Consider the following 25324-nt stretch of genomic DNA (forward strand, 5'->3'; position numbering starts at 1 on the left):
GCGCAGGGAACGCCGCAGCGTCTCAGCCGCTAACATGCGAGTCAGCGGTTCATCCCTGCAGGCGCAGGGAACGCGTGGGACGAATTCATTATTGAGATAATCAATATCGGTTCATCCCTGCAGGCGCAGGGAACGCCTGACCGGCACGGTCACCGGCACCGACACCCCCGGTTCATCCCTGCAGGCGCAGGGAACGCCTGGGCGTGATCGACTGGCCGGCCCACTCGCCCGGTTCATCCCTGCAGGCGCAGGGAACGCTCGTTTCACTCATTAGAGATACCCGTTTTTTACGGTTCATCCCTGCAGGCGCAGGGAACGCTCTTTAGTGAGTAGTTTCATGGTGTTGCCCTCCGGTTCATCCCTGCAGGCGCAGGGAACGCTGCTTTATGTCAGGAAAGAGGTCTTTGGCTGACGGTTCATCCCTGCAGGCGCAGGGAACGCTTGCTCTTGTGCGGTAGTGTCTCTATTGAATGCGGTTCATCCCTGCAGGCGCAGGGAACACGTGCCTACAAGATAGTCCAGGAATATGATTATCGGTTCATCCCTGCAGGCGCAGGGAACACATGAGAATTTCACAAGTACCACGGTTACGTATCGGTTCATCCCTGCAGGCGCAGGGAACACATCGTGTTCCGTTCACTGGTCAGCCTCAAGTACGGTTCATCCCTGCAGGCGCAGGGAACACCGAAACCTTTCATTAAAATCATCTGCCATCGCCGGTTCATCCCTGCAGGCGCAGGGAACACAAATACAAGAATGCACAAGAAAGGAAGAATTACGGTTCATCCCTGCAGGCGCAGGGAACACACCCGCAAGGCATTGACTACAACAAAGCATTACGGTTCATCCCTGCAGGCGCAGGGAACACCACACAATCCGCCACCACCCGCCTCATCAGGGCGGTTCATCCCTGCAGGCGCAGGGAACACAGCGTTTGTTAATGGAGTAGACACGCTGTTTACGGTTCATCCCTGCAGGCGCAGGGAACACGGCACGCCGTCGGCGCGACGTGCGGCCCAATGCGGTTCATCCCTGCAGGCGCAGGGAACACACTATTCACTGCTGTATAGTTATAAACAAGAGCGGTTCATCCCTGCAGGCGCAGGGAACACTATATAAAAATACCTGATTAAGAATATAATGGCGGTTCATCCCTGCAGGCGCAGGGAACACACCTTTTGAAGGTTCGCCGCAAAGAGCGGGCGCGGTTCATCCCTGCAGGCGCAGGGAACACACCCGGACACCAGACACCCGAACCGGCATACCCGGTTCATCCCTGCAGGCGCAGGGAACACTGGTTCAAGACCAACCGGGACGACATCGGCAGCGGTTCATCCCTGCAGGCGCAGGGAACACGGCCTACTTTGCAGGAGAGATCAGAGATATTGCGGTTCATCCCTGCAGGCGCAGGGAACACTCCCAAGGCCGATGGCAATACGGATTATGAAGCGGTTCATCCCTGCAGGCGCAGGGAACACTTTTATTCTGTATTCGAGTCTTTGCGCCAGGACGGTTCATCCCTGCAGGCGCAGGGAACACATTCTCGCTATCGGGAGAGAAGAAACTAATCTCGGTTCATCCCTGCAGGCGCAGGGAACACGAACTCCATTCCAACTGACTCATGCACTATTCCGGTTCATCCCTGCAGGCGCAGGGAACACGTCTTGCGGGGCTTCGTTGACATCGACGGAGACGGTTCATCCCTGCAGGCGCAGGGAACACCCAAAGAGGTGTGATTCATGGCTAAGAAAAAACGGTTCATCCCTGCAGGCGCAGGGAACACAATCCAATAACGGATTTAGAACCAACTACGCCCGGTTCATCCCTGCAGGCGCAGGGAACACCAAAAAACCATCATAGATACTCTGTCCCTGACCGGTTCATCCCTGCAGGCGCAGGGAACACTGAAGGCTGTCATGACCGAGCAGATAGGCTAGCGGTTCATCCCTGCAGGCGCAGGGAACACCCGAAGTCACTCCCCTTTGTGAGGCCGAATTACGGTTCATCCCTGCAGGCGCAGGGAACACCTACCAGAGCCGCCTAAAAAAGGTGATATGGACGGTTCATCCCTGCAGGCGCAGGGAACACTCAGGGTAATAAGTGGCCAGTGGTGTCTATTCCGGTTCATCCCTGCAGGCGCAGGGAACACACTAACATTTTATTTAACATATTAACGCCTCACGGTTCATCCCTGCAGGCGCAGGGAACACCTTTGGATCGAGTCGGCCAGTCTTGCGTCCACCGGTTCATCCCTGCAGGCGCAGGGAACACCTATTAGCCATGCTTTTTAGAGCGAGTCTTAACGGTTCATCCCTGCAGGCGCAGGGAACACAAACAGAGGGTCTAAAACATAAAGACTGCATACGGTTCATCCCTGCAGGCGCAGGGAACACACACTGCCAACCCGCCAAATGCCCCCTGCTGGCCGGTTCATCCCTGCAGGCGCAGGGAACACTCTCCAGCAAGGTGTGTTCCATAAACAGGCTCCGGTTCATCCCTGCAGGCGCAGGGAACACTGCCGGACTCACGAGAGCCGACGTAGAGAGTCCGGTTCATCCCTGCAGGCGCAGGGAACACTTTTGTCGTGTAAATCCTAGCCGTTTAAGTACTGGTTCATCCCTGCAGGCGCAGGGAACACAGGACTCACGACAATGAGTAAAGAGATTAAACCGGTTCATCCCTGCAGGCGCAGGGAACACATGAACCATAATAAAGATATAGTATCCTCAACCGGTTCATCCCTGCAGGCGCAGGGAACACTTTTTAAAGGTTTTATATGTATGCCCGTCGAGCGGTTCATCCCTGCAGGCGCAGGGAACACACCGCCGGAAGGGTGGTTGTGAACAAACCAGGCGGTTCATCCCTGCAGGCGCAGGGAACACGCTTCTCGGTTGATTCCCAGTTCTCTCCAAAGCGGTTCATCCCTGCAGGCGCAGGGAACACTTTTTGTCGTACAAATCCTAGCTTCTTAGGTACGGTTCATCCCTGCAGGCGCAGGGAACACGTAAAGCCTCACGTAGAACGATGTCTATCCATGCGGTTCATCCCTGCAGGCGCAGGGAACACCCCCCATTCCCGCAGTAACAGACCATGGCTCCCGGTTCATCCCTGCAGGCGCAGGGAACACTCTATTGCTGGCGTTGGCATGTTCTCTCTGTGCGGTTCATCCCTGCAGGCGCAGGGAACACAAATTGATTCAACGGGCAATAAGCAGTTATCTCGGTTCATCCCTGCAGGCGCAGGGAACACAGGTTACTAATGTTTCTTCTGATAACGTATTGCGGTTCATCCCTGCAGGCGCAGGGAACACGGAAATAAAAATTTTGGTAAACAAGTGTGTTCTCGGTTCATCCCTGCAGGCGCAGGGAACACTTCTATGGCAATTCGATTATTATTTCTATTTACGGTTCATCCCTGCAGGCGCAGGGAACACGGTGATGGAATGGGATGACGAGGTCAGCAAAGCGGTTCATCCCTGCAGGCGCAGGGAACACATTGCCAGTTTGCCGAAAAAATCTGTGTTCTGCGGTTCATCCCTGCAGGCGCAGGGAACACATACAATAAGAGCTGATATCCACCTGCTAAGCCGGTTCATCCCTGCAGGCGCAGGGAACTATACCCTCGACAAACTGACCGATGTTTTTTCCGGTTCATCCCTGCAGGCGCAGGGAACACGAGCTGTTTTAAAGGCTCGGGCCCGCACCAAACGGTTCATCCCTGCAGGCGCAGGGAACACCTTTAGAGATACTTTTTAAAGCACTCTGGGTACGGTTCATCCCTGCAGGCGCAGGGAACACCAAAAAATCAACAAACCGATTTTAATAAGGGTCGGTTCATCCCTGCAGGCGCAGGGAACACTTTAATTCAATTTCAATGTTTAGTTTCATTTTCGGTTCATCCCTGCAGGCGCAGGGAACACGCGCTACCGTGTTTCCGTTACTATCGCGAAAACGGTTCATCCCTGCAGGCGCAGGGAACACTAAGGCAGAGGGATTAAGATCAATTTCCCTAACGGTTCATCCCTGCAGGCGCAGGGAACACCTGAATCGGCTTCCCATTGTCAAGGAAAAAGACGGTTCATCCCTGCAGGCGCAGGGAACACGTTGACGCCTCACCCTTTGGCGTTACTCCAACCGGTTCATCCCTGCAGGCGCAGGGAACACTAAGAAAGAGAACGCTATTATCGAAAAGCTGACGGTTCATCCCTGCAGGCGCAGGGAACACTTACTATTGTTTTTTATGGCAGGAGGCATATACGGTTCATCCCTGCAGGCGCAGGGAACACAACGACCAAACCATGTCTCAGGCTATTAGAGCCGGTTCATCCCTGCAGGCGCAGGGAACACACTCGCTATCCTATGATACTGGCCTCTATTAGCGGTTCATCCCTGCAGGCGCAGGGAACACTTCTAGAAAATCTATAGAATCTATAGAGCCGCCGGTTCATCCCTGCAGGCGCAGGGAACACACATCGGCTGATCTCTTGCCCTTACCAAGGTACGGTTCATCCCTGCAGGCGCAGGGAACACAATCTCAGGAGGCATCCCATTTGCCACAAAATGCGGTTCATCCCTGCAGGCGCAGGGAACACTATTCAAAGCACAAGCTGATCTGGATTGATGCCGGTTCATCCCTGCAGGCGCAGGGAACACCTAGCCATTTCTTTGTTGGCTCTTTCTATAGCCGGTTCATCCCTGCAGGCGCAGGGAACACCATTCGTTTTTGCAGCAAAATATTTCCGATTCCGGTTCATCCCTGCAGGCGCAGGGAACACGTTCGTGTTGAAGTAGTATAATGTTTTCCCGCCGGTTCATCCCTGCAGGCGCAGGGAACACCAAGAGCCTTTATTATCGAATGTCATTACCTGCGGTTCATCCCTGCAGGCGCAGGGAACACCGGGTAACAGGCAAAATAGCTTCAACCTGTTTCGGTTCATCCCTGCAGGCGCAGGGAACACTCCATACTGTGCCTGTCCGGTTATCGTATAACCGGTTCATCCCTGCAGGCGCAGGGAACACATGACAATCTCTGTTCTTCACACGCTAGTATCCGGTTCATCCCTGCAGGCGCAGGGAACACAATAATTGAGGCCAGCATTTTAGGCACCCAGGCGGTTCATCCCTGCAGGCGCAGGGAACACAAATCTTATGTTGAAATTGAAAATAGATTACCCGGTTCATCCCTGCAGGCGCAGGGAACACACAATAAATTACCTATATATTTTTGTTCCAAACGGTTCATCCCTGCAGGCGCAGGGAACACTACCCCATATTCAAGAATATCCTTCCTTAGACCGGTTCATCCCTGCAGGCGCAGGGAACACCAGAATAATGGAGTATTGTCTGTTGATGGTTCCGGTTCATCCCTGCAGGCGCAGGGAACACAAGCTTTCCACCTTCAATGATCCGACCTTTTTCGGTTCATCCCTGCAGGCGCAGGGAACACAACCGGCAGGCTAAAACCCGCTAAAAAGGCATCGGTTCATCCCTGCAGGCGCAGGGAACACCCCTGCAAACTCTAATGGCCTATCGCAGCACACGGTTCATCCCTGCAGGCGCAGGGAACACCGGTAGCCCACGCCGAAATGGTATCCGCTGAACGGTTCATCCCTGCAGGCGCAGGGAACACGACACTAATGGTCAAATGAAAACGTGGATAGGCGGTTCATCCCTGCAGGCGCAGGGAACACTTTTTCCAGAACGTTTTCGTCATTAGAAATAACGGTTCATCCCTGCAGGCGCAGGGAACACCCGCCATTGCCGCAATAGCAGACCATAGCGCCCGGTTCATCCCTGCAGGCGCAGGGAACACTAAAATCAGGATACTGCAAAGCATCGGTCGTACGGTTCATCCCTGCAGGCGCAGGGAACACACATCTTTATTAGTTGTGCCTTCAGTATGAGACGGTTCATCCCTGCAGGCGCAGGGAACACAAGCGTAATACCTGCATGCTTTTTTCTTTTACCGGTTCATCCCTGCAGGCGCAGGGAACACTGTCGGCTATCATATCGAAAGAGTTATCACCGCCGGTTCATCCCTGCAGGCGCAGGGAACACTCTTTTATTTGTTCCATGTTTTGTTTCAGGAACGGTTCATCCCTGCAGGCGCAGGGAACACGTTATTAACGGTTCCGCAATAACGAGTAGAGTCGGTTCATCCCTGCAGGCGCAGGGAACACTGCGGCAACCCGGCCGGCTGGAACCCACCGGGCGGTTCATCCCTGCAGGCGCAGGGAACACAACCCTCCCCATTCCCCTGCAATGACGCCCGACGGTTCATCCCTGCAGGCGCAGGGAACACGAGGCTCCTATACAGGTTTTGCCAGATGAAACCGGTTCATCCCTGCAGGCGCAGGGAACACCGGGTAAGCCAGATGGATGGTTTCGGTGTCGTCGGTTCATCCCTGCAGGCGCAGGGAACACTAAGGGTAACCTTTTTCCCTGATCACACAGTGCGGTTCATCCCTGCAGGCGCAGGGAACACGATATAGGCTGGCACTTGGTTGTTAACTTCTTCGGTTCATCCCTGCAGGCGCAGGGAACACCTGGGGCATCTACCCGACAGGCCCTGATGCACCGGTTCATCCCTGCAGGCGCAGGGAACACCAACAAATTAAGTTCATAGTTTTGTAGGTTTACGGTTCATCCCTGCAGGCGCAGGGAACACCTGTTCATCAAAGGCACCATCAACAGACAATACGGTTCATCCCTGCAGGCGCAGGGAACACCTCAAATGCCGCCGAACCGTCATCCATATCGACGGGTTCATCCCTGCAGGCGCAGGGAACACTTCGTCTCTGGCCTTCCGCCAATTTTCAAAATCGGTTCATCCCTGCAGGCGCAGGGAACACCAATCGGTTCGGCGCGGCTGATCCGGTCCAGGCGGTTCATCCCTGCAGGCGCAGGGAACACCACCCTGAACCCCGTTATCGATCCGCACCCGGCGGTTCATCCCTGCAGGCGCAGGGAACACTGTCTTGGCTTCCTGATCCTGAAAAGCTATAGCGGTTCATCCCTGCAGGCGCAGGGAACACGAAATCGTAATACCGTAATCATTAAAGTCCACCGGTTCATCCCTGCAGGCGCAGGGAACACTCTAAAAAAATACACGATTAAATCAACAAGTTACAAGACCTAAATTTTCCACCAGCGAATTCATCAAAAAATCACTGTAAATACTCCATTGTTAAAGAACAGATTAATTACTCTTCCGATTTAAAAAGAACCAGCCTTAAACCATCTTCTTCAATCGGTATTCTCCTGTTTCTGCCGTGGGTTTGAAAATCAAATCCGGACTCTGTGTTGGTGGCCCAGGCCATGGCCACGTTGCCATCTTCAGCCAGCGCATTAATTTGCTCCCAAATCATTTCCCTGATTCTTATAGAGACATCACCAACGTACACGCCTGCCCGAATTTCCAGAAGCCAGACAGCCAACCTGCCTCTCAATCTCGGTGGCACATTTTCAGTCACCACAACCAACATACTCATTTCAACTGCTCCTATGGCCTGTGTCACCAATAGAAACAGGCTCAGGAATCGCCGGTGGTTGTGCATCATCCGGCGGTGGAGGTGGCGTAATTTCTCCTGCCGCCAGAATCTCTTCAATAGAGGGAATGATCTTTTTCAGAAGTCGTGTTTTACGGAAACTGTCACGACAGGCGATACGTACATCCCTGTCCGGGTTATGGGTACCCTTGGCAGCAATCTGAAACGCGACAGGCACCACTGTTTCAAATTTGAACAGGTCAGCAATGTCATACACAAATGCTTTGGGCTTGCCAGAATGAATAAATCCGATCGCAGGGGCATAGCCCGCCGCTAATACCGCCGCCTCAGTAACGCCATAGAGGCAGGCTGTAGCGGCACTTAAACATTTGTTGATGGTGTCGCCTGATTCCCAATCCTTTGGGTCATAACTTCGCCCCTTCCATTCCACACCGTATTGTTTTGCCATCAGCTGATACGTTTTCCTGACCCTGGCACCTTCGATCCCTCTCAGTTGATCCACTGAACGACGAGAAGGGGCAGGCTCACCAAAACGAAACTCGAACATCTTGCGAACGACTTTAAGTCTCAGTTCTTCATCCAGAGCCAGTTTTGCCTGATAGAGCAACTTATCTGACCTTGCACCGCCCGGCTGTCCGGCCGAGTAAAGTCGAACACCGGACTCACCCGTCCAAATCAGCAATGTCCCGGTCGTTGCCGCCAGTTTGACGGCAGCATGGGACACCCGTGTACCTGGCTCGAGCATAATACAAACGACAGAACCCACAGGAATATGCTTTCTGTCACCTTTGACTTCATCAACCACAACAAAAGCGCCATCACGGACATCTATCCGGCCTTTGCTGACAAACACCATGGACATCCGATCTTTGATTGGGATGGGTTTTAGTGGGATAAACGACATTAGCCCTCCAAACGGCGAATCAACATCAATCCGCAGCCAAATCGCTTAGCCTGACCAAACCCTTTTTGCAGTTGTTCCCAAAAAAGATTCTCATTTGTTATTTGCAAAACACCCTGGTAATCCATACTGCTATAGCCAGCATTACGCTTTTGCTTGGCATCACTCAGAGAATGCCATAGATAACCTGTAGCCTGAGTTGATTCAAGTTTAAAACCACCAGACTCTGCCTTTTTCTCCAACCAGCCTGTTGCAGCCTTATCAATCGCTATCAATTGATGCCGCATAAATACCTCGCGGTTTTCTGGCTGTTTAAATTCTGCAAGAGAAAACAATTGCAGCTTCAACTGTTTGCGGTTCAGGTTGTTGCGCAAAACTCTACGCTCTCCCTCAGCACCAGTGTATATATCACTCTCACTGAGCACGCCATGCTCAAGGCATTTTTGCAGCAGGTGCTGAAACTTGGCATCCATCACCACATCGTGACGTGCCGAGTTTTTTTTGCCTTGCTGCCGCCTGGCAATGGTTGGATTGGCTCTCAGTTGGAAAGCCAGTCGATCCCCCGCTTTCAGTTTCGGTTGAAAAGTTTTGCAATCAATCTGAAACAAAGGGGAATTGTCGGCAGGGGCATGGGCTGAAAGTACATAAAACAGAGGCCATTGTTGACGTGTACCCAGCTGCTTATGACTGTTTTCTTCCCGAAACAGGTACTGGCCATCAGGAAACACATCCCACAATAACTGGTGCATACCGTAGCTGTCACGACGGAGTAATTTGCCTAGCTGGGTCTGTTCCAACAGCGCAGGGGTGAGTTGAATACGGGATAAGTACATCAGCTTCCCTCTTTCGATGTTGGTTTGGACAACCAAAGATTTTCTTTGCGGGGCTGAAACTGCCATCGTTGCCGCGACAAAGGCTGGTCATGCCTCACCAGTTGCTGAATTTGGTTGAGTGGCACTCTGTCAGGTGCAGCAAAATCCGCCAGCTCTCCCTGCCAGTAGTAATACCAGGTACTGTCGGGTTTTAGAAAACGCTGGTCAGTCACCCACTCCAGTTTGCTGCGTAGCAAAGGTTTCGGTTGATAACGATCCAACGCCTGCAAAAAAGCCCCAGCCGTGATGAGCTCTGGCTGCAGAGGTGCAGCCAATGGACAGGCTTTTCGCCCCAGATAGAGGTGGAATCTGGGTTTTAACAATGCATCCCGCAACTGTTGCAGCGACCAGCGGGCCTGTTCGTTGACTTTGACAGCCACCACCGCTAAAGCATCCGTTCGATATTCCCTACTGGAGAGAACCGTGCCCAGACGCTCGCGCCCCAGAATCACTTCGTCACGCCGAGTACGGTAAGCAAACTTACCAACAGAATCCGGAGCCTGAGCTGTATGGTAATCCCTAAGAAAGCCACCAGCAGCTATCTGTTTTACCGCCAGCGAATAACCATACGTCAGAGCCTGCTGGCCAGTTTCATCGTCCCTGCGAATACCGAGCGCAGCGCCAAGCAAACCGAGTATTGCCGATTTGCCGGGATAGGTTGCGGAATGCCGGTTTTCGCCCAGGGCAATTTCACCCCAGCTGGCCATAGGGCCATAAAGTCGAAACAGCAGATAATTCATAATCTGCTCCTACTTAGAGACAAAAGCTAACAATTCCTGCAGGCGACCATCGCCGGTCACGGCATTCAGTGAGTATTGATCATCTGCACAGTTGCCATAAACATCGTTAAAATTGTCCCGCTGCTGCTCTAGTGCTGCGATGGCAGCGGTTGCATAATCTTCAGCGTATTTGTCAACAGGCTTCAGAAAAGCAACTGACAGAGACCGTGGCTGCTGATCGCCCACTTCTGCCAAAACATAAGAGGCATAAGCCCGACTGCCAAAACTGTTTTGCTTACCCTCAGGTGAAACTTTTATGGCCGCTTCAGTCAATGCAGCAATGGTTTTGTTAGCCAGCTCAATGTCACCGTTCAGGTTTTCAATAAGCAGCTCTTTGTTGATGCAGATATAGGAATAAAATAAACCGGCTGCAAAACCCGTTTCACCGATGTGTGCAGCGCCAGCATCTTCACTACCATCATTCAAATCATCGACCGCGGTGAAATAGTCGTCTTCAATAGTCACTGGATGGACGGAAATAGCGTGAGCAACCTGACAAGCAGCTTCTACGTTAAATGCAGGTTTAGATGCCAGCATACGACCGAATAACGCAATATCCGCAGCCATTCCCTCCTTACGTAACAGTTCCAGTTCTTCTTTGGCAGGGGCTCGCTTTTCAGTTATCAGCGTTTGAGTCAGTTCATCGATAGCTTGCTGTTCTTTGCCACTGACATGCACCAGTTGCTCAATTTCCAAACCAGAAAGAGGGTTTTCTTTGTCTTCTTTTTTCAGTTTGCCAAATTCCCCCGCAATGGCTTGTGCCCAATCTTTGGCTTTCTTTTCGGGAAGGCCAGCATCTTTTAACTTCTCAAAAACTTGCACACCCAACATTTTGGTGCGAGTACCCAAGTGCCCATCCAAAGCGCTTTGGAACAAATCTGAAACTCGCCAGGTACGTTTAAGACTTTGTGAAGATACCCTTAAACGGTCAGTCCCACCCATTTTGGCGGTTTTAGGTCGTCCCAGGTCATCCCGGTTCAGATTAGCGGGAGGATAAGAAGTCAGCAGATGCAATTGTAGAAAGCGGTTCATTGTTTATCTCCTTACAGAAAAAATCAGTCTTTAAATTCGCCGTAGTATTCAGAAGCCCATATCACCGCCAACCGGTCCTGAGGACGGGATGCTGGGGCAAGCCAAAACTCGCTCAGCCAGTGCAAAATACTGTCAGCCAGCGAAAGTATATTGACTTTGCCACCCAGTAGATTTACCACCCGACATATGCGAGTGAAAAACTCTTGCTCTGTACGGCTTTTTTGTAGCTGCTGAAAACGCAATTCGCTCATCGCAGCCTTGCCTCCTTTCTCTTTCGGCATTGCCAGGCTGGTAGCAAAGCTGTTATTTTCGTTGTGCTCTTTAACTCTTGCCAGCACAGCCGCAACCATTGCTGCATCGGCCAGATTAATGCCCCGTTCGCCCGGCCTCACTCCCCAATAACCAGGCATTTGTCGTAAAAAATGGGCAAAAGCTGAGGTGAGCAAAATATCATCACTGCTGGAAACGCGGCGCAATTGAGCACGTTCGCCGCGATTGTTTGGTAGGGACTCCCACCAGGACAACAAGGCTTTCTGGTCTTGCTCATTGAGTTTGCGATAGTCTTTCATCAGGCTACCTCCGGTTTGGCCTGTTCTTCTTCAAGAGTGCTGGCAAGTTGCCACAATGGTTTTAGTGATTTAAGCGTTTTCAGCTTACTGGACAGCAACCTGCGACTGCCAATAATCCTTTTCATATCCCGGTCTTCAATATCACCTTCCAGCACCCAAAAATGAAACTGCTCTGTCGCCGTTTTGCTGAGTAGTTCCACCCATTGTTTAGCCACCTTTGCCGGCAAATCTGAGGTATCTTCTGGCAAAACCGCCAAGGTATGCAGGTGCTGGTAAAATGCGCTTTCTGTTTTTTGCCAGAAAGCCTGGTCAATCATGCTGATGTCACCTTTGGCATCTTTAGGCCTGCTGAACCAGGCTGTTTTTACCTGCGTTCTTAACAAAGAAACGGTATCTTTAGCGGCAATCATTAACTGACCAACCAGGTCGACAAAAGCATCACGATAATTTTCATCCACTTTAATCAGTGGCATTTGATGCTCGTACCAGCAGCGAGCTTTCATGTTGTCCATGTCAAAACCAAAACACCATAGCCTCATGCCAGCCTCTGCTATTTCCCGGAAATAGTTCGCCCTTTCCTGCCAACGTTGCACGACTTCCGCCGCACCATTGCCATTATCGGCATCTGTGAGGCATAGACCTAGCCAATGACGATAACCCAGCCCACCTTGCTGACCTTTCAGGCTAAGCGGTGGATTTTTGTTTTTAGGATCTTTCCGGTAAGGGGTTAAAGGATGAAGCCAGAGACCTTCATAATTCACGCCATAGTTTTTAGTAGTGAAAGCGTTGAATAACGTTTCATCCTGAGCACCACACAAACTGCAGTTGCCTGTGGTTTTATTTTTTAATAAGCGGATTCTGCGAGGCATTCCCCAATACATTTGCAATGGATGCGTATCACTGGGTTGGGTACTTTGGCCAGATTTATCAGACAGACGAGTTTTTCCAAGCCAGGGAAATATGTCTGCCAGGTTTTGACATTCAGGTCCATAGTCTTCATGGGTTAACACATTCAGCCAAAGTTTTTGCCACAAGCTTGCCGAAGGTGCTTCTGGCAAAACCAGGGTGGTTAAAGGCCCACCTCCTCTTAAACCAACCCGATGCCCGGATCCTCCGGAAGGTGCATTGGTTTGCAAGGTAAACAATGCTGTTGCTGCGCAACTCTCGCACATCTCACTGACCGTATAGCCTTTGATAAAATGATCAAGGTTGTCTTTGAGAGTCTTGCTGCCCGGCGCTTCAATCAGCAAGGCAGATATCGGTTTTTGCTCAGCTTCCGGTAAATCAAAGTCTTGCAAAAATGCAGGGCCATCATCACTGACCAGTTCAAACGCTGATGCAACAGAACTAAACGCTTGCTGCAGGCTTGTTTCGGAGGGTGACTCTTCCCAAAGCTCATACCACTCCTCATCATCTTCAGGAGCAAGAGTGGTTTGTAAAAGACCAACTAACCATTGATACAGTGCTCCCTTAAAATCCGTTCGTGGAACGTTGACTTCAACCACCGGATTTTCAGTTTCGGCAATTTGCCAGGGAGCAATTTTACACTCACTGCCGTCTTGCCGGGTAACAGCCAACCACCTATCTGTAACTAGATTCATTTTAAAAGCCTCTATAAACCCAAAAGAAGATTAGACAAGTTTAATAGTGCTGCTATATTTTTTGTGATTAATTTTCTACCTGTGACGGAAAACCCACCTACACTGCTCCCGACCCTTCTCTGAGACTCAGAGCTGATCCGTTTAATAGTGCGGCAAACTACGTTCCCTGCGCCCGCAGGGTTTTCTGTCCAGATCCCAGCCGCCTTGTGACTGGTACAAATGTTTTGTTTCAGCCACAAGTGGCAATATTTGGAAGTACTTTAAGTAAGGGTACTGTTGCTTTATTCGTTCTATTTCCACTGACCAGTCGTCTGGAATAAGCAAGCTGGCTTTCTCCCACTCATGAACAGGCAACTGAAGCAGACTCAGTCGCCAAAAATGCTTTGGGTTGCCGGTATTGGCTAAAGGGTGTAAATGCCCGTTGTCATCCGGCACGGCTATTACGATAGTCTCGGTTTCGACTTCATTGAGCCGGGTAGGTATATGAGTATCCTCATCCCAGCCGTTAGCAGGGCCACCGCTTTTCCAGTTATAACCCGACTCAAGCTTCAGGCAATTGAATTCGCCCATATTTTTACGGGCATTATCTTTGGCAAGGGCATCATCACTGGCTTTTTGCAGCTGCTCAGGAATGTCTGTTTGCGCTTTGACACCATAAACGCCCTCGATCAAGTCACGGGCATCTTCTGGCATGGCAAAGCCTTGTTTTTCTAATAACAGTCTGGCAGTCAACCATAACTGCCCCACATGGGAATAAACACCTTGAATTCTGGGCAGGACGGACTTGAGCCACTGGTCACTATGAACTTGCAGCGGATCAGGTGAGAGAAGATAAAAGCAAGGCGTTAAACGCTGGTCTGGCTGGTCATTTTCGAGCCGTTTGCCTGCAACATCCCTATTATGACGTTGAAGTCGGCCTGCGCGCTGAATCAGCAAATCTATAGGTGCCAGATCCGAAATCATACTATCAAAATCCAGGTCCAGGCTTTGTTCTACGACCTGAGTGGCAATTAACACCTGACCCATTCTTTGTTCTGGGCCAGATTCTTTGCCAAATCTTTTTAATACATCCCCTTCAATCGTTTGCCGGTCAATCATGGAAAAACGACTATGGAACAGGGTAAGTTTTGCTGAATCAATTCGTGGGTCATCGTCAAGCTGCTGCCATGCTGACCTGGCGTCCCCGATGGTATTGCGAATCCAGCAAATGCAGCAACCCTGTTCGATAGACCTGATAATTAATTCAATGGCTTCTGCAGGATCACCCAGCCTCTTAACCTTAACTTGTCGTTTAACACTGTCACGAGTGGAAAGCTGTTTCTCAGCAAATCCCTGATCACATGCCTGACTGACTAGCGGGTAAGCTTTTGTTGCAGGCAGACTTTCCAACTCCAGCCCCCGCCCTTTAAGATAAGCGTCCAGTAATGCCTTACGAAATTGATGGGGCAATGTAGCAGACAATAAAATAACGCTACCGCCCTGAGAGGCGTGAGCTTGCAGTAGTGCAGCCAGTAACTCTCGCATATAGGAGTCGTAGGCATGAACTTCATCCAGAAGCAGCACCTTACCTTTTAGCCCCAACATTCGCAGTGACTGATGTCTTGCGGGCAATACCGCCAGCAAAACCTGATCAATCGTACCAACACCAACATCAGCTAATAACGCTTTCTTGCGACTATCTGCCAGCCATTGGTTGCAATAGGCACTGGCAGTTTGATCACCTGCCGCATAAGTCTGGTCGCTCTGTTGATCTTCCAGCTGAATTGATTCCTGAAAATCTTCTGACAACTGGCTGGCTCCGTGTGCCAAGACCAGAGAAGGTTTGGGACTCCCTTGAAATAAGGACCGATAACTGTTTTTTAACCTGTCGTACATGCCATTCGCTGTAGCCATGGTCGGCAAACCAACATACAACCCTTCTGCCAACCCCTGACTCAACAAACGATGCACCAATACCATAGCCGCTTCCGTTTTTCCGGCTCCGGTCACATCCTCCAGAATAAATAGCTGCGGGTTTTGTCGAATCTCAACGCTTTGAGCAAACTGCTGCAGAGGGGTAGGTTGTCGAATAAAATCGAACTGGTCTTGAATGGATCTGAAAGGGGTGATGGCTTTGGGCTGGAACTCGCGTTTTGACAAAACTTCTTTCGCCTTAGGAAGTGCTGTTTGTTTCCAGTATTCAGGTAAAGGCTGTATATCGCTATTATAGTGAAAAATGCTCTGGTCAGAACCAAGCCAGTCTGCCAGAACGGCAACACCTGCCAATTGCCATGAAGACTTCTTAAACCCTTCTTTATTGATTGAGCTTAATGGTGTCAAATCAGGCAACCAGTGTTTGGCTATTTCTCTCAAAAAAGATTCCGCAGCGGGAATGTCTTCCTCAGGAACAAGGGCTGTCTTAACTGTCCTCAAGGGCTGTGGGGGTTTACCATGATGACCACAAACAATTTCCAGCCAGGGGTGGACGGAACGCTGCGTTTTTTGGGACGGAATAATGTCAGATATCAGCTTACACAACTCATTCGTCCAGAGCGTAAAACCCAGAGAATCATGCCGAATATCTTTTTTACCTGTAACTTCAGGCACCAGTTCTGAAGAGAGTCCTGTCACTTTATTTTGAAAGCAACGGGCAAATTTACCTACATCATGTAACATCAAACAAAATGTGAACCATTGTTGTAACCAGTCAGGCTCTAATTCCAACTGTCTGGCCAGTGATTGGCATAGTTTTTTTTCTGGATCAAGTAGTAAACTGCCAACCGCAGCTACATCCAAACAGTGATAAACCAGCAAATGATAACTAGCATCGCCATTTTCGGATGAATGACCTGCTTTGCCCCAATAGTTGTAGAAAGACATGCCTGCTTCCACTCTATAACAAGAACTTCACATTATAACGAGTATTGCTTAACGGCCGAACCTTGTGCTGACAACGATTCACGGATTGAGATTGACACAAAAACCATCAGTGAAGTAATTCAAAGGCGATGAGAATAGAGTGTTTTTAAGAACTTAGAAAAATCATCCCTCCGGTTTCTATCGTCGTCTACTCTTTAAAGCCACGGGCCGACAGCGCAATTTGCACAGATTGATGACTTCAGGTCGCTTCGCAGTTTTACTTTGGTGATGTCGCTATGTTTCGTTTGAGTTTTTATCATTTTTATCAGCTCCTCAAGTTGTTGGCACTAGCTTTTGTCTCTCTGCTCATGCAGCTTAGTGGCTCCAGCGCTGATGAATGTTCGGGTCACAAAGACCCGGGTGCAGCGACTGAATGTAACCCGTCAAGCGACCCTCCGGCATCAGAAGAGAAAGCTGAACCGAAACCTGGGTATTCTTTTGTGGGCAGTGAATATGTGGGTTTCTTTATAAAAGGCTCCGTTCCCCGCGACAAGGCCATTGAGCTGGCCGGCGAGGCTTTTCAATTCGTCTCGCCGACAGACTCAGCGGACCGTGTACGCTGCGCTATGCTGGTGGTCACTATTAACATAGACAGCGCCTTTAAGATTCCATTGCATTACTTCTTTCATTTTCCTTACACCGAGGCTATCTGGATGCTGGAACTCAGCAAAGGCTCATATCTGGCAATCAAAGCACATACTGATTCATTGACAATGAAATATGTTCTCGAATATTTTGACAAATACAATACATCTTATGGCTCAATGACAACCAAAAAAGTAAACGGGAACGACACTTTTTCTCTCCGTTCAGAGGAGGATCTTTTATTTTCAGCCACCTTGGGCGAATCAACAGAGAGTGATGATACATCGCTAATAGAGAATTTATGGACAAGAAGCGCTAATGGTGGCTATTACAAAATTCCATGGGGGACTGCCAAACCTTCTGAAGCCTATTCCATAAAATGTCAGGTAGACGACAGCCTTGACAAAAGTATCTTTGGAGACGTCATCTGGGACAAAACTGCACAGCTCTACATGAAACGCAAACATGAATGTTCCATGGCGACTTCCGCTGAATTACCACCATTGTCCGATTAAGCCTGTTCCAAATCTACTTAAATATCAGGCAGGGCTATACCGCTCCCCGCTCGAGCAGGGCACCCGGTAGAGCAGCCTGGTGATATTGAAGCCTTATGGTTCAGTTAATGCTCTGTCACTCCCAGGGCACTGCTCTGCATCTCAATACTGGTGCTGCAGAAATCCCCTGAACCGTCTCTTGCTGATAGCATGTTTATGAGTCTCACTGCTTTGTGGGAGCCATGCGTCATATCCAAACCGGCATTACTGTGTTTCACCGGAGCTGACTCTCCGTGATAGACAGTGGCGGCAATGGTGATTTTATCGAGTTCTTTTGGATCGACTTCAAATGGGCTCTGGTCCAGTACCGTGAAGTTGGCATACTTGCCGACATCAATGGTACCAATTTCGTTTTCCAACCTTGCGGTATAAGCTGCGTTGATAGTGATGGCTTTGAGTGCGTCTTCGACACTGATCCGCTCCAGTGGCCCAAGTGTCCTGCTGCCGGATAAGCCTATCCGGTTAACGGCTGCCCAAGCCAGGCTGAGCGGCTGCGCCGGTGCCATTGGCGCATCAGAGTGCAAAGAAAGTATGCCGCCTGCTTCAATGAACGACTGGCCTCGGGACATATTTTCCGCCCGCTCTTTCCCAATTCCATGAACACTATAAAGCTCACCCAGTATGTGCGTGTAGTAAGGGTTAACGCTGAAGTTAGCACCTTGCTCCACCGCACGGTTAATATCATCCAGGCCGGTAAAACCTAAGTGATGGTATCCGGTGCGGTGATCTTCCCGTGGCGTGTCTTTGTTTAGCGTTTCAACAATATCAATGGCGGTTTCAAACCCCAGGTCACCATTTGCATGTACAATGACAGTGTAATCGTCATTCCAGTATGGCCTCATGCTGTCTTCGAGTTCTTCCGGCTTTTGGATCCATTCACCTTCATGGCCATCGGTATAGCCATCTTTCATGTGCATCAACTGGCTATACATTGCCCCATCAGAAAATAGTTTGACGTACTTTGGCAGCCATTTGATCTGGTCAGATTCCTTGTAAGTCCGGGTTTGTTGTTCAGCCAGCGCCTTGCCTTTCTCGGCATCATTTTGCGACAGCATATAGGTAAAGTTGCCCGCAGGAATCAACCAATAGTCCATCGGAAAGGTATCCTTCATCAAGACATCAACCATTTCGTTAAACATCTCCGGTGAAAGCAGGACACCCGGGTCAATAACCGTGGTGATACCCCCTGAATGGACATAGTCTTTGCTGCGTTTAATCCCTTCGGCAAAACGTCCTGATTCAAAGAAATAGGTAAAAAGCTCGTTCATGATGGCTTTCAGACCCGTTTCGTAGGCATGACCGTTATCCCAGTTAAGCTGGGATATTTTTTTTCCCTCCCAATCGGCTTGGTTCCAGCCCAGCACCGTCAGGGCGGCGTCGTTAAAATAAACTTCGTGAAAACTGCGGTGCCATACAATAATTGGCCGTGTTTCCGAGAGTTTATTCAAGGCCGATTTGTTCATGTTCTGGCCATGAAAATAGTTATGATATCCCCAGGTAATAAGGGGTTCTCCCTCAGGTAAAGACCGTTCCAGACGAGCGAGCTGGTCGAAGTACGCTTTCTCATTTTGGACACCCTTCACATACCCCCAGGGGAATGCCCAGTCTGCGGGGGTGATAAAATCCATGCTCAGTAACAGGCTGCTCATCCAGATATGCATATGGGGCTCGACAAAGCCCGGCAGGATCGTTTTATCGAGGAATTGTGTATCAACCATCAGGTTGCTTTCATTTTTGTAGGCTTCTATCAACGCTTCTTGCTGACCGATGTTGATGATCTTGCCGTCCTGAACGGCAATGGCTGTGGGTTTGCCATTAATTGTCTCTGAAAGGGTAATGATGTCGTTGGAGACAAATACAGTGATCGGGCTGTTGAGGGGCCCATCGGGTGCCCCTACCAGTGAGCACCCGGCCAGGATGGATAATGACACTGTTAAAACGGAAACTTTAAAGATGTTTTTCATATTGTAATCTTTCAATGAAAAAGGCAGAGCACCTCTGGATGAACCACTCTGCTGAAGGCAGGGTGAAAAATAGCAATTTTTAACGGTCATGATAAATGCATTATGATGGGCAATATCAGTCATTTTACAGGTAGCAGGAGGAAGATAGATGTTCTCATACGAGCACTTAGCCGCATTTTGCGCCACGTTTGAAGAAGCCAGCTACAGTAAAGCGGCAAAGAAACTAAACAAAGATAGAACTACTGTTCGCGAACAAGTGAAGGCCTTAGAAGACAGTTTCGCAATTCGTTTGTTTACTATTGAGGGAAAGAAAGCCGTGGCAACAACCGAGGCTGATGCACTGTATCGTCAGGCAAAGGTGTTGGTTAAAAATAGTGATCTGCTCTATCGCCGAATGATCGATCGCTACAAGCAGGCACTTGAATCTCTGATTGTTTACCATGACAACCTGGTACCCAATAGCCTGATAAAAACGGTTAATCAATCGATCACAGAGCAGTTTCCCATGCTACGCCTGCATTGGTTGCATCGAAACCGGGATGAGACGCTGGATGCGTTAGTGAGCAACCAGCATTGCGTTGCCATCATGCAAAGCCGGCTTAAAAACATGCCTGAACGAACATTCAGTTTTATTAACTTGGGCACCAGTGAACAAGGTTTTTATTGCCATCCTGATCACCCACTCGCGAAACGTGATTGCATTCAAATGAATGAACTTGAATTAGCAATGCAATACTTGAGTGAAAATCACCATAATAGTAATCCTGAACTTTATTCTATTTCTAGCAATGTCCGCTTAGTGAGTAATAACGATGTGCTGCTTACCCTTCTGCTTGAAGATGGATGGGCAATCCTGGAGCATTCCTTAGCCGCGCCTTTGTTGCAAAGTGGTAAGTTGGTAAATCTCAACGTTAATGAGTTGGTTAACACTGTTCGAGTGCCTTTATCATTTTATTGTCCTCCGGAGTTAGAAAACTATCCGGAAGTCGTCGCTGTTAAATCTGTTTTGCTGGGATTCGCGAAGGATAATTTCCGGTAAGAAAACGAAAGGTTCACATTCCACGACATGAAGGCCAAAGGGGTATCCGATCACGAAGAACAATACTCAGGCCACAAGACTTTGAAAGGCAGAAAAATCTACATCAGGAAGGCCACTGTACACGACAAAAATCAGGAGTAAGCCTGCGAGATCCACTATCTTAAGATTTTTCGCTAAAAATACCTCACAATTATGGAACCCGCTGACTTACTCATTGAACATTTTAGAACCTATCTGAACTGGAACAAGTGTCGACTAAGTGTTCTTGCCTATCTTGTGCTTGGCTTGCTGGAAAAGCAGACGGTAAACTTCACACACCTTACCACCACCTTTCCCGGGAAGTCACAGACAGCCTCCTGTTACCGCCGTATTCAGCGATTCTTTCTCGAAGTCGTTTTTGAGGAAAGTATCACAGCCAGGATGACCGCAAGCTTGTTTGCACCTGAAGGCAAATGGCAACTCAGCATGGATCGCACCAACTGGCTGTTTGGAATGTTCAAAATCAACATCCTGTTTCTGGCAATCAACTACAAGGGCATGGCTATCCCGATTTTATGGACACTCCTGCCCAAAATACAGAAACTGGATCAAAAAAGGCAGGCTTAAATACGTCAGAAACAAGGGAAGCCTTCGTCTGACCCTACTGTCTCCGGTGCAATTCCAGAGCGTGGTTCATCAGCTCGAAGGTTTCGGTATGATAGCCACCGCTACATCCCTTGTCAATTGTAAAACTGAAGGGGTGGTCACTGAAAACAACTCCGACACAGGAAAAAAACCGCTACTCACTGAACGACGACACCGACAAACACAACTACCTGATTGAATCCAGCGACGGGTTTAGCTTGCAACGTCAGGGTAATGTATGGTCAGACGGCCAGCGCACCTATGACGCCGACAAGGACAGCTGGCCCCGTGATGACTATGGCGATACCCTGACCGGAATGCTGAAGCCAAAACGAGTCAACCGGTAACGATTACGCTGCGCTCTGACCGCCGTCGACGTGGCCACCCGATATGGCGTAGGTGCTGCACCCCATACGGCAGTGCGAATTCGTGATTTGCCTATGCCCGGTTCCTTCGTCAGTGATGGCGTCGATGCCACCCGCTACATTACGGAAATGTACGAGATGCAATCGAGCTGAACGATCTGGCCGCTACCATCATCCGTTACCGGGACAGTGGTCAGGAAGATCAGGCCAGAAAGCTGGAGAAAACCAACCGCAACAAACTGGCGTCCGCAAAGACCTGAATCGCTATGCCCGCAAAATCTGGAGAAAACCAACCGCAACAAACTGGCGTCCGCAAAGACCTGAATCGCTATGCCCGCAAAATCAGCACACTCAGGAAAGACATGCGCAAGATCATGGACAACCGCTTTATGAGTGCTAAGGTGAAACGGCAGAAGATCGACCGGCTGAACCGGGAAATCAGCAAGCTGTCTGCTGACGCGGTTGGGAAGTATGGGAAATAGTTCTAATATATACCTGCTATACTAACCAAAATACTCAATAAGTAGGTATTGATATGAGCAAAAGTAAAACCACAGTGACCATTGATGACGAGCTGCTAGAACAGGCTCGAGAATTGAACATTAATATTTCTTCTGCCGCCGAACAAGGCGTTAAGGCTGAAGTCAGGAGTTTGGAGGAAGAACGTTTGAAGAAACTTTACAAGGAAGCCGCTGAAGAACTGGACCAGTTTGTAGAAAAACATGGCTTATTCAGCGACGGCATGAGGTTGTTTTAATGGCTCAGTTTGATGTTTTCAGAAATACAGGTGACAGTGCAGAGCACTATCCATACATCGTTGTTCTTCAATCAGACTTGATTCCGTCTAAAAAAAGTCAAGTCGTGGCACCGTTGAGTCATTCCAGCCAATTCGAAAAAATGCTGAAAGTGTGTCCATTGGTCGAACTTGAAAGTGAACAATGGATGTTGATTATCCCACATCTTACCAGTATTCCTTCGTCTTATCTTGTTGAGAAAGTAGCCAATATAGAATCAGACCGAGGTGATATATTGATGGCTCTGGACCGCCTGTTCACAGGCATCGGCTAACACTCACAGCAGAAACTTGGGATAGAAATAATCTATTCCCATAAGCACCATGTATAAGGCTGACGTGATCAGTAGCAAGCCGCAGAGTGTTTTAATTTCAATATTCTTGTTCTTCCACCAGTCCCATACTTGTAGCCAATTCTCCGAATTCTACACGGCCCACCTTCAGCCATTGAAATGCCACCGTGAAGGACTTTGGACCGTTAATGTATCAGGTTAGGTAACTGGCGCATTGTGTTTGAATTTAAAAACGGAGATACCTACATCGTGAACTACGAGGATTACCACTGATGGCTACACAACAATTTGATCCACCTCACCCAGGAGCATTGATCAACCGCACCTACATTGAGCCATTCACCTCAATGACCGCAAACAGAATTGCCGACCAGCTGGGCGTGGCCAGAAGTACTTTCAATCGTTTGCTGAATGAAAAAGCAGGCGTTTCACCGGAAATGGCCATTCGACCGTCGGAAGTACTGGGTGGTTCTGCTGAAAGCTGGATGACACTTCAGGAGAGTTGTGGAAAGCCAGGCAAGTGGTCGATACAGCAAACCTGGAACGCATTGATCTTAATCAGGTGGCGTAGCGACCGGTTCTTCGTGTTACCCAGTTATAGTGCTAGAAACCGGTCGTATAATGCCTGTGCATCTACGCTCACGGTAGAGTCATAGAAAGTATCTGAATTGTCTTCATAAAAGGCTATGGTTTTAGACATATAGAGGCATAACTACTAAAAAATCGATAGGTTTGATGATGACACTAAGGGAAGAGGTTGGACAATAGAAAGTCCAAAGAATAACGATATTATTCCTAACACTTGGGATAGTTAAAATGTAAAGCCACCAGAAACCATCAGCGACAACTTTCCTGACACAGTGGGCGATTGATCAATCAGCAATCCATCTACAGAGGAATTTCCCCAATCAGCTGACCGGGTCTTATCAGAAAATGAGGGAACCGCTGATGGAGGGCATTAACAAGCTCAGTCAGCCTGCAAAGAATCTATGGTCCGATTTAGGCAAAAGCTGGGACAAGCTCACTGAAAAGCTCTGGCCGACACCCGCTGAAGTACATGCTCAGACTGCCACTGCCAAGCCCATTGCCGGAGAACTGTCGCAGGAAGCTCAGAAGACTATGCTCGGAAATATGCAGCAACAATCGATGCGAAAGATGGCAGAAGTCGTCCATAAAATTCTGGGCGAGGATGCCACCAATCTGCTGTTCCGAACAGTTGGTGATGACCTGGCTTCTCAGGGCGGTCAGCTGAGCCAAGAAACCCTGATTATGAACCCGGCCATCACCTCAGCAATCAGTGTCGTCACCATGATCTACACGGCTTATACCATGACCAAACTGATTATCCAGATCAACAAGAAATGTGATAACGAAGAATTTGAATTGGCCGCCAAACGGGAGATGAAAACCTGCCATAAAGTCGGCAGTTACAGAGAAAGCAAGTTTTTGGGGTTGAGCAGCGTAGAGTACAGATCAGGAAGCAGCTGAACACTGGATGGGGCTCTGCCAAACATCCGGTTTGCTCGGTTATAACGCCTGAAACTCTGCATTCAGTGGACTGGAACCAGATTGACCTCAGCGAGTGGCTGGCATTGTTAAAATTGCAAAACAAACTGCCAGAGTTGAATGCTGATACATTGAAACAGTTGAATCTGGAAACTCTGACGGGCAAAGGGTCAAGGCTGGATTTCGACCAGCACCGGGAGGACAGTCGCAAGCGGCTGGAAGTCCGATTTCATGAGGTTCGACCTGAACAACTCAACTTGTATCAAGAACAAAAAACCAGCTCTATCCGCCACTCAAAACCATAGATTGATTTATAAATATCATGAAATGGTATATATTTACCATATGTTGGTAAAATAATATATTACATCATGTTCATTTTGAAAGGCATTTTGCGAGCGGAAAGTCAGGAAAAAATCCTTATATATCTAATGCTTCGCAGCTCCGGTTATGGCAAGGCCATTGCCGAATTTTACGAAATCTCCTCAAACTCCGTGCAAAAACAGCTTGCCCGGCTTGAAGAAGATGGCGTTTTGGTGAGCCACCTGATTGGCAGGCTCAGAGAATATCAGCTTAACCCCCGATACCCTTTCCTGTCGCCATTGAAAGAACTGCTTAAGTCGGCCCTGTCGGCCTATCCGGACTCCATGATCCAGAACCTCACCATGACCAGAACCCGCCCCAGAGCAGCAGGCAAACCGACTATTGCTATCCAACCAAGGGATCATTAATTTCAGAATTAAATCATGACAAATTTTAGTAGCACGCCCATTGTTGAACTGGCAGCCATTGTCGCCAATCATCTTAAGCAGCATGGCATTCGGGTGGTTTTGGTGGGTGGTTTAGCCGTTGAAATTTACAGTGAAAACCTATACCTGACCAAAGATATTGATATGGTTAACACCAGCTACGACTCCTAAGAATCGCTGAAAACCGCAATGGCTGAATTAGGTTTTTTTAAACAAGGCCGCGTGTTTGTCAATGATTCAACGCAGATCTGTGTTGAGTTTCCTTCTGCACCTCTCGCTATTGGAAACCAGATTATTCAAGAAACCACTGTCGCTCATTCAGAACAAGGCGACATACCCATTTTGCTTGCCTCCGATGTAATTAAAGATCGACTTCTGGCTTATTTTCACTGGCAAGACCGACCCTCTCTGGTGCAGGCATTGGCCATTATGATTAACTATGAAATTATTCCGGATGAACTCAAAGTTTTCTGTGACGCAGAAGGTGAGCCGGATCAATATGAAGTTATTGTACAGCTTCATAAAACTGCCAAAAAGCAACAATTAAGCTCCATGTTGGAACTGGAATCTCTGGTGCAAGAGGAATTCCTGAAGCACCTGTAGCACAAGACCTCTCCCAATCCTAACAGGAAGAACCATTTACTGGCTGGGCTTTTATTTTGTGAAAGCCAGAACCTTGCCCAACCCCTATGT

22 protein-coding genes and 1 CRISPR repeat array (1 of these 23 running past the window's edge) are annotated in these 25324 nt (G+C 49.0%); of the genes, 13 read left to right on the forward strand and 9 right to left on the reverse strand.

All coding sequences use genetic code 11. The features are described from left to right. A CRISPR array of direct repeats spans positions 1-7094; the repeat unit is 29 nt; unit sequence CGGTTCATCCCTGCAGGCGCAGGGAACAC (it extends 1237 nt beyond the left edge of the window). Between the two features lie 107 nt (positions 7095-7201). From cas2e to cas3, 8 genes are all read right to left on the reverse strand, one after another. Then, entirely contained in the window at positions 7202-7489 is a 288-nt protein-coding gene (gene cas2e, locus KBW69_RS03820; RefSeq protein ID WP_257275562.1) for a type I-E CRISPR-associated endoribonuclease Cas2e, read from the reverse strand. Position 7490: 1 nt separating this feature from the next. Then, complete coding sequence (cas1e, locus tag KBW69_RS03825) at positions 7491-8411, reverse strand: type I-E CRISPR-associated endonuclease Cas1e (protein WP_257275563.1); 921 nt, start codon at positions 8409-8411, stop codon at positions 7491-7493. Beyond that, the gene (gene cas6e, locus KBW69_RS03830) at positions 8411-9241 is read right to left on the reverse strand and encodes a type I-E CRISPR-associated protein Cas6/Cse3/CasE (protein WP_257279962.1); all 831 of its coding nucleotides are present in this window, start codon (positions 9239-9241) and stop codon (positions 8411-8413) included. The genes cas1e and cas6e overlap by 1 nt, the downstream gene beginning before the upstream one ends. Continuing rightward, positions 9241-10020 (reverse strand): type I-E CRISPR-associated protein Cas5/CasD, encoded by a 780-nt coding sequence (cas5e, locus tag KBW69_RS03835; RefSeq protein ID WP_257279963.1) that lies wholly within the window; start codon positions 10018-10020, stop codon positions 9241-9243. Before cas5e ends, cas6e begins: the two co-directional genes overlap by 1 nt. Positions 10021-10029: 9 nt before the next feature. Next, on the reverse strand, positions 10030-11091 hold the full coding sequence (gene cas7e / locus KBW69_RS03840; protein WP_257279964.1) for a type I-E CRISPR-associated protein Cas7/Cse4/CasC: 1062 nt from the start codon (positions 11089-11091) through the stop codon (positions 10030-10032). 23 nt (positions 11092-11114) lie between these two features. After that, positions 11115-11660 (reverse strand): type I-E CRISPR-associated protein Cse2/CasB, encoded by a 546-nt coding sequence (gene casB, locus KBW69_RS03845; protein ID WP_257279965.1) that lies wholly within the window; start codon positions 11658-11660, stop codon positions 11115-11117. After that, complete coding sequence (gene casA / locus KBW69_RS03850; protein ID WP_257279966.1) at positions 11660-13261, reverse strand: type I-E CRISPR-associated protein Cse1/CasA; 1602 nt, start codon at positions 13259-13261, stop codon at positions 11660-11662. Before casA ends, casB begins: the two co-directional genes overlap by 1 nt. Before the next feature lie 141 nt (positions 13262-13402). Next, positions 13403-16120 (reverse strand): CRISPR-associated helicase Cas3', encoded by a 2718-nt coding sequence (cas3, locus tag KBW69_RS03855; RefSeq protein WP_257279967.1) that lies wholly within the window; start codon positions 16118-16120, stop codon positions 13403-13405. Between the two features lie 317 nt (positions 16121-16437). Between cas3 and KBW69_RS03860 the strand changes: the two genes are divergently transcribed. Further along, positions 16438-17259: a hypothetical protein gene (locus tag KBW69_RS03860; RefSeq protein WP_257275667.1), complete on the forward strand. Its 822-nt coding sequence runs from the start codon at positions 16438-16440 to the stop codon at positions 17257-17259. Between the two features lie 104 nt (positions 17260-17363). On the opposite strand, the gene KBW69_RS03865 is transcribed toward KBW69_RS03860, so the two are convergent. Next, a complete protein-coding gene (locus KBW69_RS03865; protein WP_257279968.1) occupies positions 17364-19352 on the reverse strand; it encodes an amidohydrolase in 1989 nt (662 codons plus the stop codon). Between the two features lie 58 nt (positions 19353-19410). Here KBW69_RS03865 and KBW69_RS03870 point away from each other — a divergent pair, with 58 nt between their 5' ends. The 12 genes from KBW69_RS03870 to KBW69_RS03930 all read left to right on the forward strand — a co-directional run bounded on the left by KBW69_RS03870 (position 19411) and on the right by KBW69_RS03930 (position 25234). After that, positions 19411-20301, forward strand: a complete 891-nt coding sequence (locus tag KBW69_RS03870) for a LysR family transcriptional regulator (protein ID WP_257275670.1) — start codon at positions 19411-19413, stop codon at positions 20299-20301. A 192-nt stretch (positions 20302-20493) separates the two neighbouring features. Beyond that, positions 20494-20907, forward strand: coding sequence for a hypothetical protein (locus KBW69_RS03875; RefSeq protein WP_257279969.1), 414 nt, complete (start codon positions 20494-20496; stop codon positions 20905-20907). 110 nt (positions 20908-21017) lie between these two features. Then, positions 21018-21272 (forward strand): hypothetical protein, encoded by a 255-nt coding sequence (locus KBW69_RS03880; protein WP_257274842.1) that lies wholly within the window; start codon positions 21018-21020, stop codon positions 21270-21272. Between the two features lie 284 nt (positions 21273-21556). After that, entirely contained in the window at positions 21557-21772 is a 216-nt protein-coding gene (locus KBW69_RS03885; RefSeq protein WP_257279970.1) for a hypothetical protein, read from the forward strand. Positions 21773-21825: 53 nt separating this feature from the next. Continuing rightward, on the forward strand, positions 21826-22047 hold the full coding sequence (locus KBW69_RS03890) for a type II toxin-antitoxin system CcdA family antitoxin (protein WP_257274846.1): 222 nt from the start codon (positions 21826-21828) through the stop codon (positions 22045-22047). Beyond that, positions 22047-22358 (forward strand): CcdB family protein, encoded by a 312-nt coding sequence (locus tag KBW69_RS03895; RefSeq protein ID WP_257274848.1) that lies wholly within the window; start codon positions 22047-22049, stop codon positions 22356-22358. Before KBW69_RS03890 ends, KBW69_RS03895 begins: the two co-directional genes overlap by 1 nt. Before the next feature lie 290 nt (positions 22359-22648). Further along, positions 22649-23032, forward strand: a complete 384-nt coding sequence (locus KBW69_RS03905) for a HigA family addiction module antitoxin (protein WP_257274850.1) — start codon at positions 22649-22651, stop codon at positions 23030-23032. A gap of 292 nt (positions 23033-23324) precedes the next feature. After that, positions 23325-23864, forward strand: coding sequence for a conjugal transfer protein TraN (gene traN / locus KBW69_RS03910; RefSeq protein ID WP_257279971.1), 540 nt, complete (start codon positions 23325-23327; stop codon positions 23862-23864). Between the two features lie 104 nt (positions 23865-23968). After that, positions 23969-24187, forward strand: a complete 219-nt coding sequence (locus KBW69_RS03915) for a hypothetical protein (RefSeq protein ID WP_257279972.1) — start codon at positions 23969-23971, stop codon at positions 24185-24187. Between the two features lie 66 nt (positions 24188-24253). After that, on the forward strand, positions 24254-24613 hold the full coding sequence (locus KBW69_RS03920; RefSeq protein ID WP_257276181.1) for a winged helix-turn-helix domain-containing protein: 360 nt from the start codon (positions 24254-24256) through the stop codon (positions 24611-24613). Positions 24614-24628: 15 nt separating this feature from the next. Then, entirely contained in the window at positions 24629-24802 is a 174-nt protein-coding gene (locus KBW69_RS03925; protein ID WP_257276182.1) for a nucleotidyltransferase, read from the forward strand. An 18-nt stretch (positions 24803-24820) separates the two neighbouring features. Then, on the forward strand, positions 24821-25234 hold the full coding sequence (locus KBW69_RS03930; RefSeq protein ID WP_257279973.1) for a hypothetical protein: 414 nt from the start codon (positions 24821-24823) through the stop codon (positions 25232-25234). The last annotated feature ends 90 nt before the right edge of the window (positions 25235-25324 follow it).

Source organism: Endozoicomonas sp. ISHI1, from assembly GCF_024606225.1.
Classification (GTDB): Bacteria; Pseudomonadota; Gammaproteobacteria; order Pseudomonadales; family Endozoicomonadaceae; genus Endozoicomonas_A.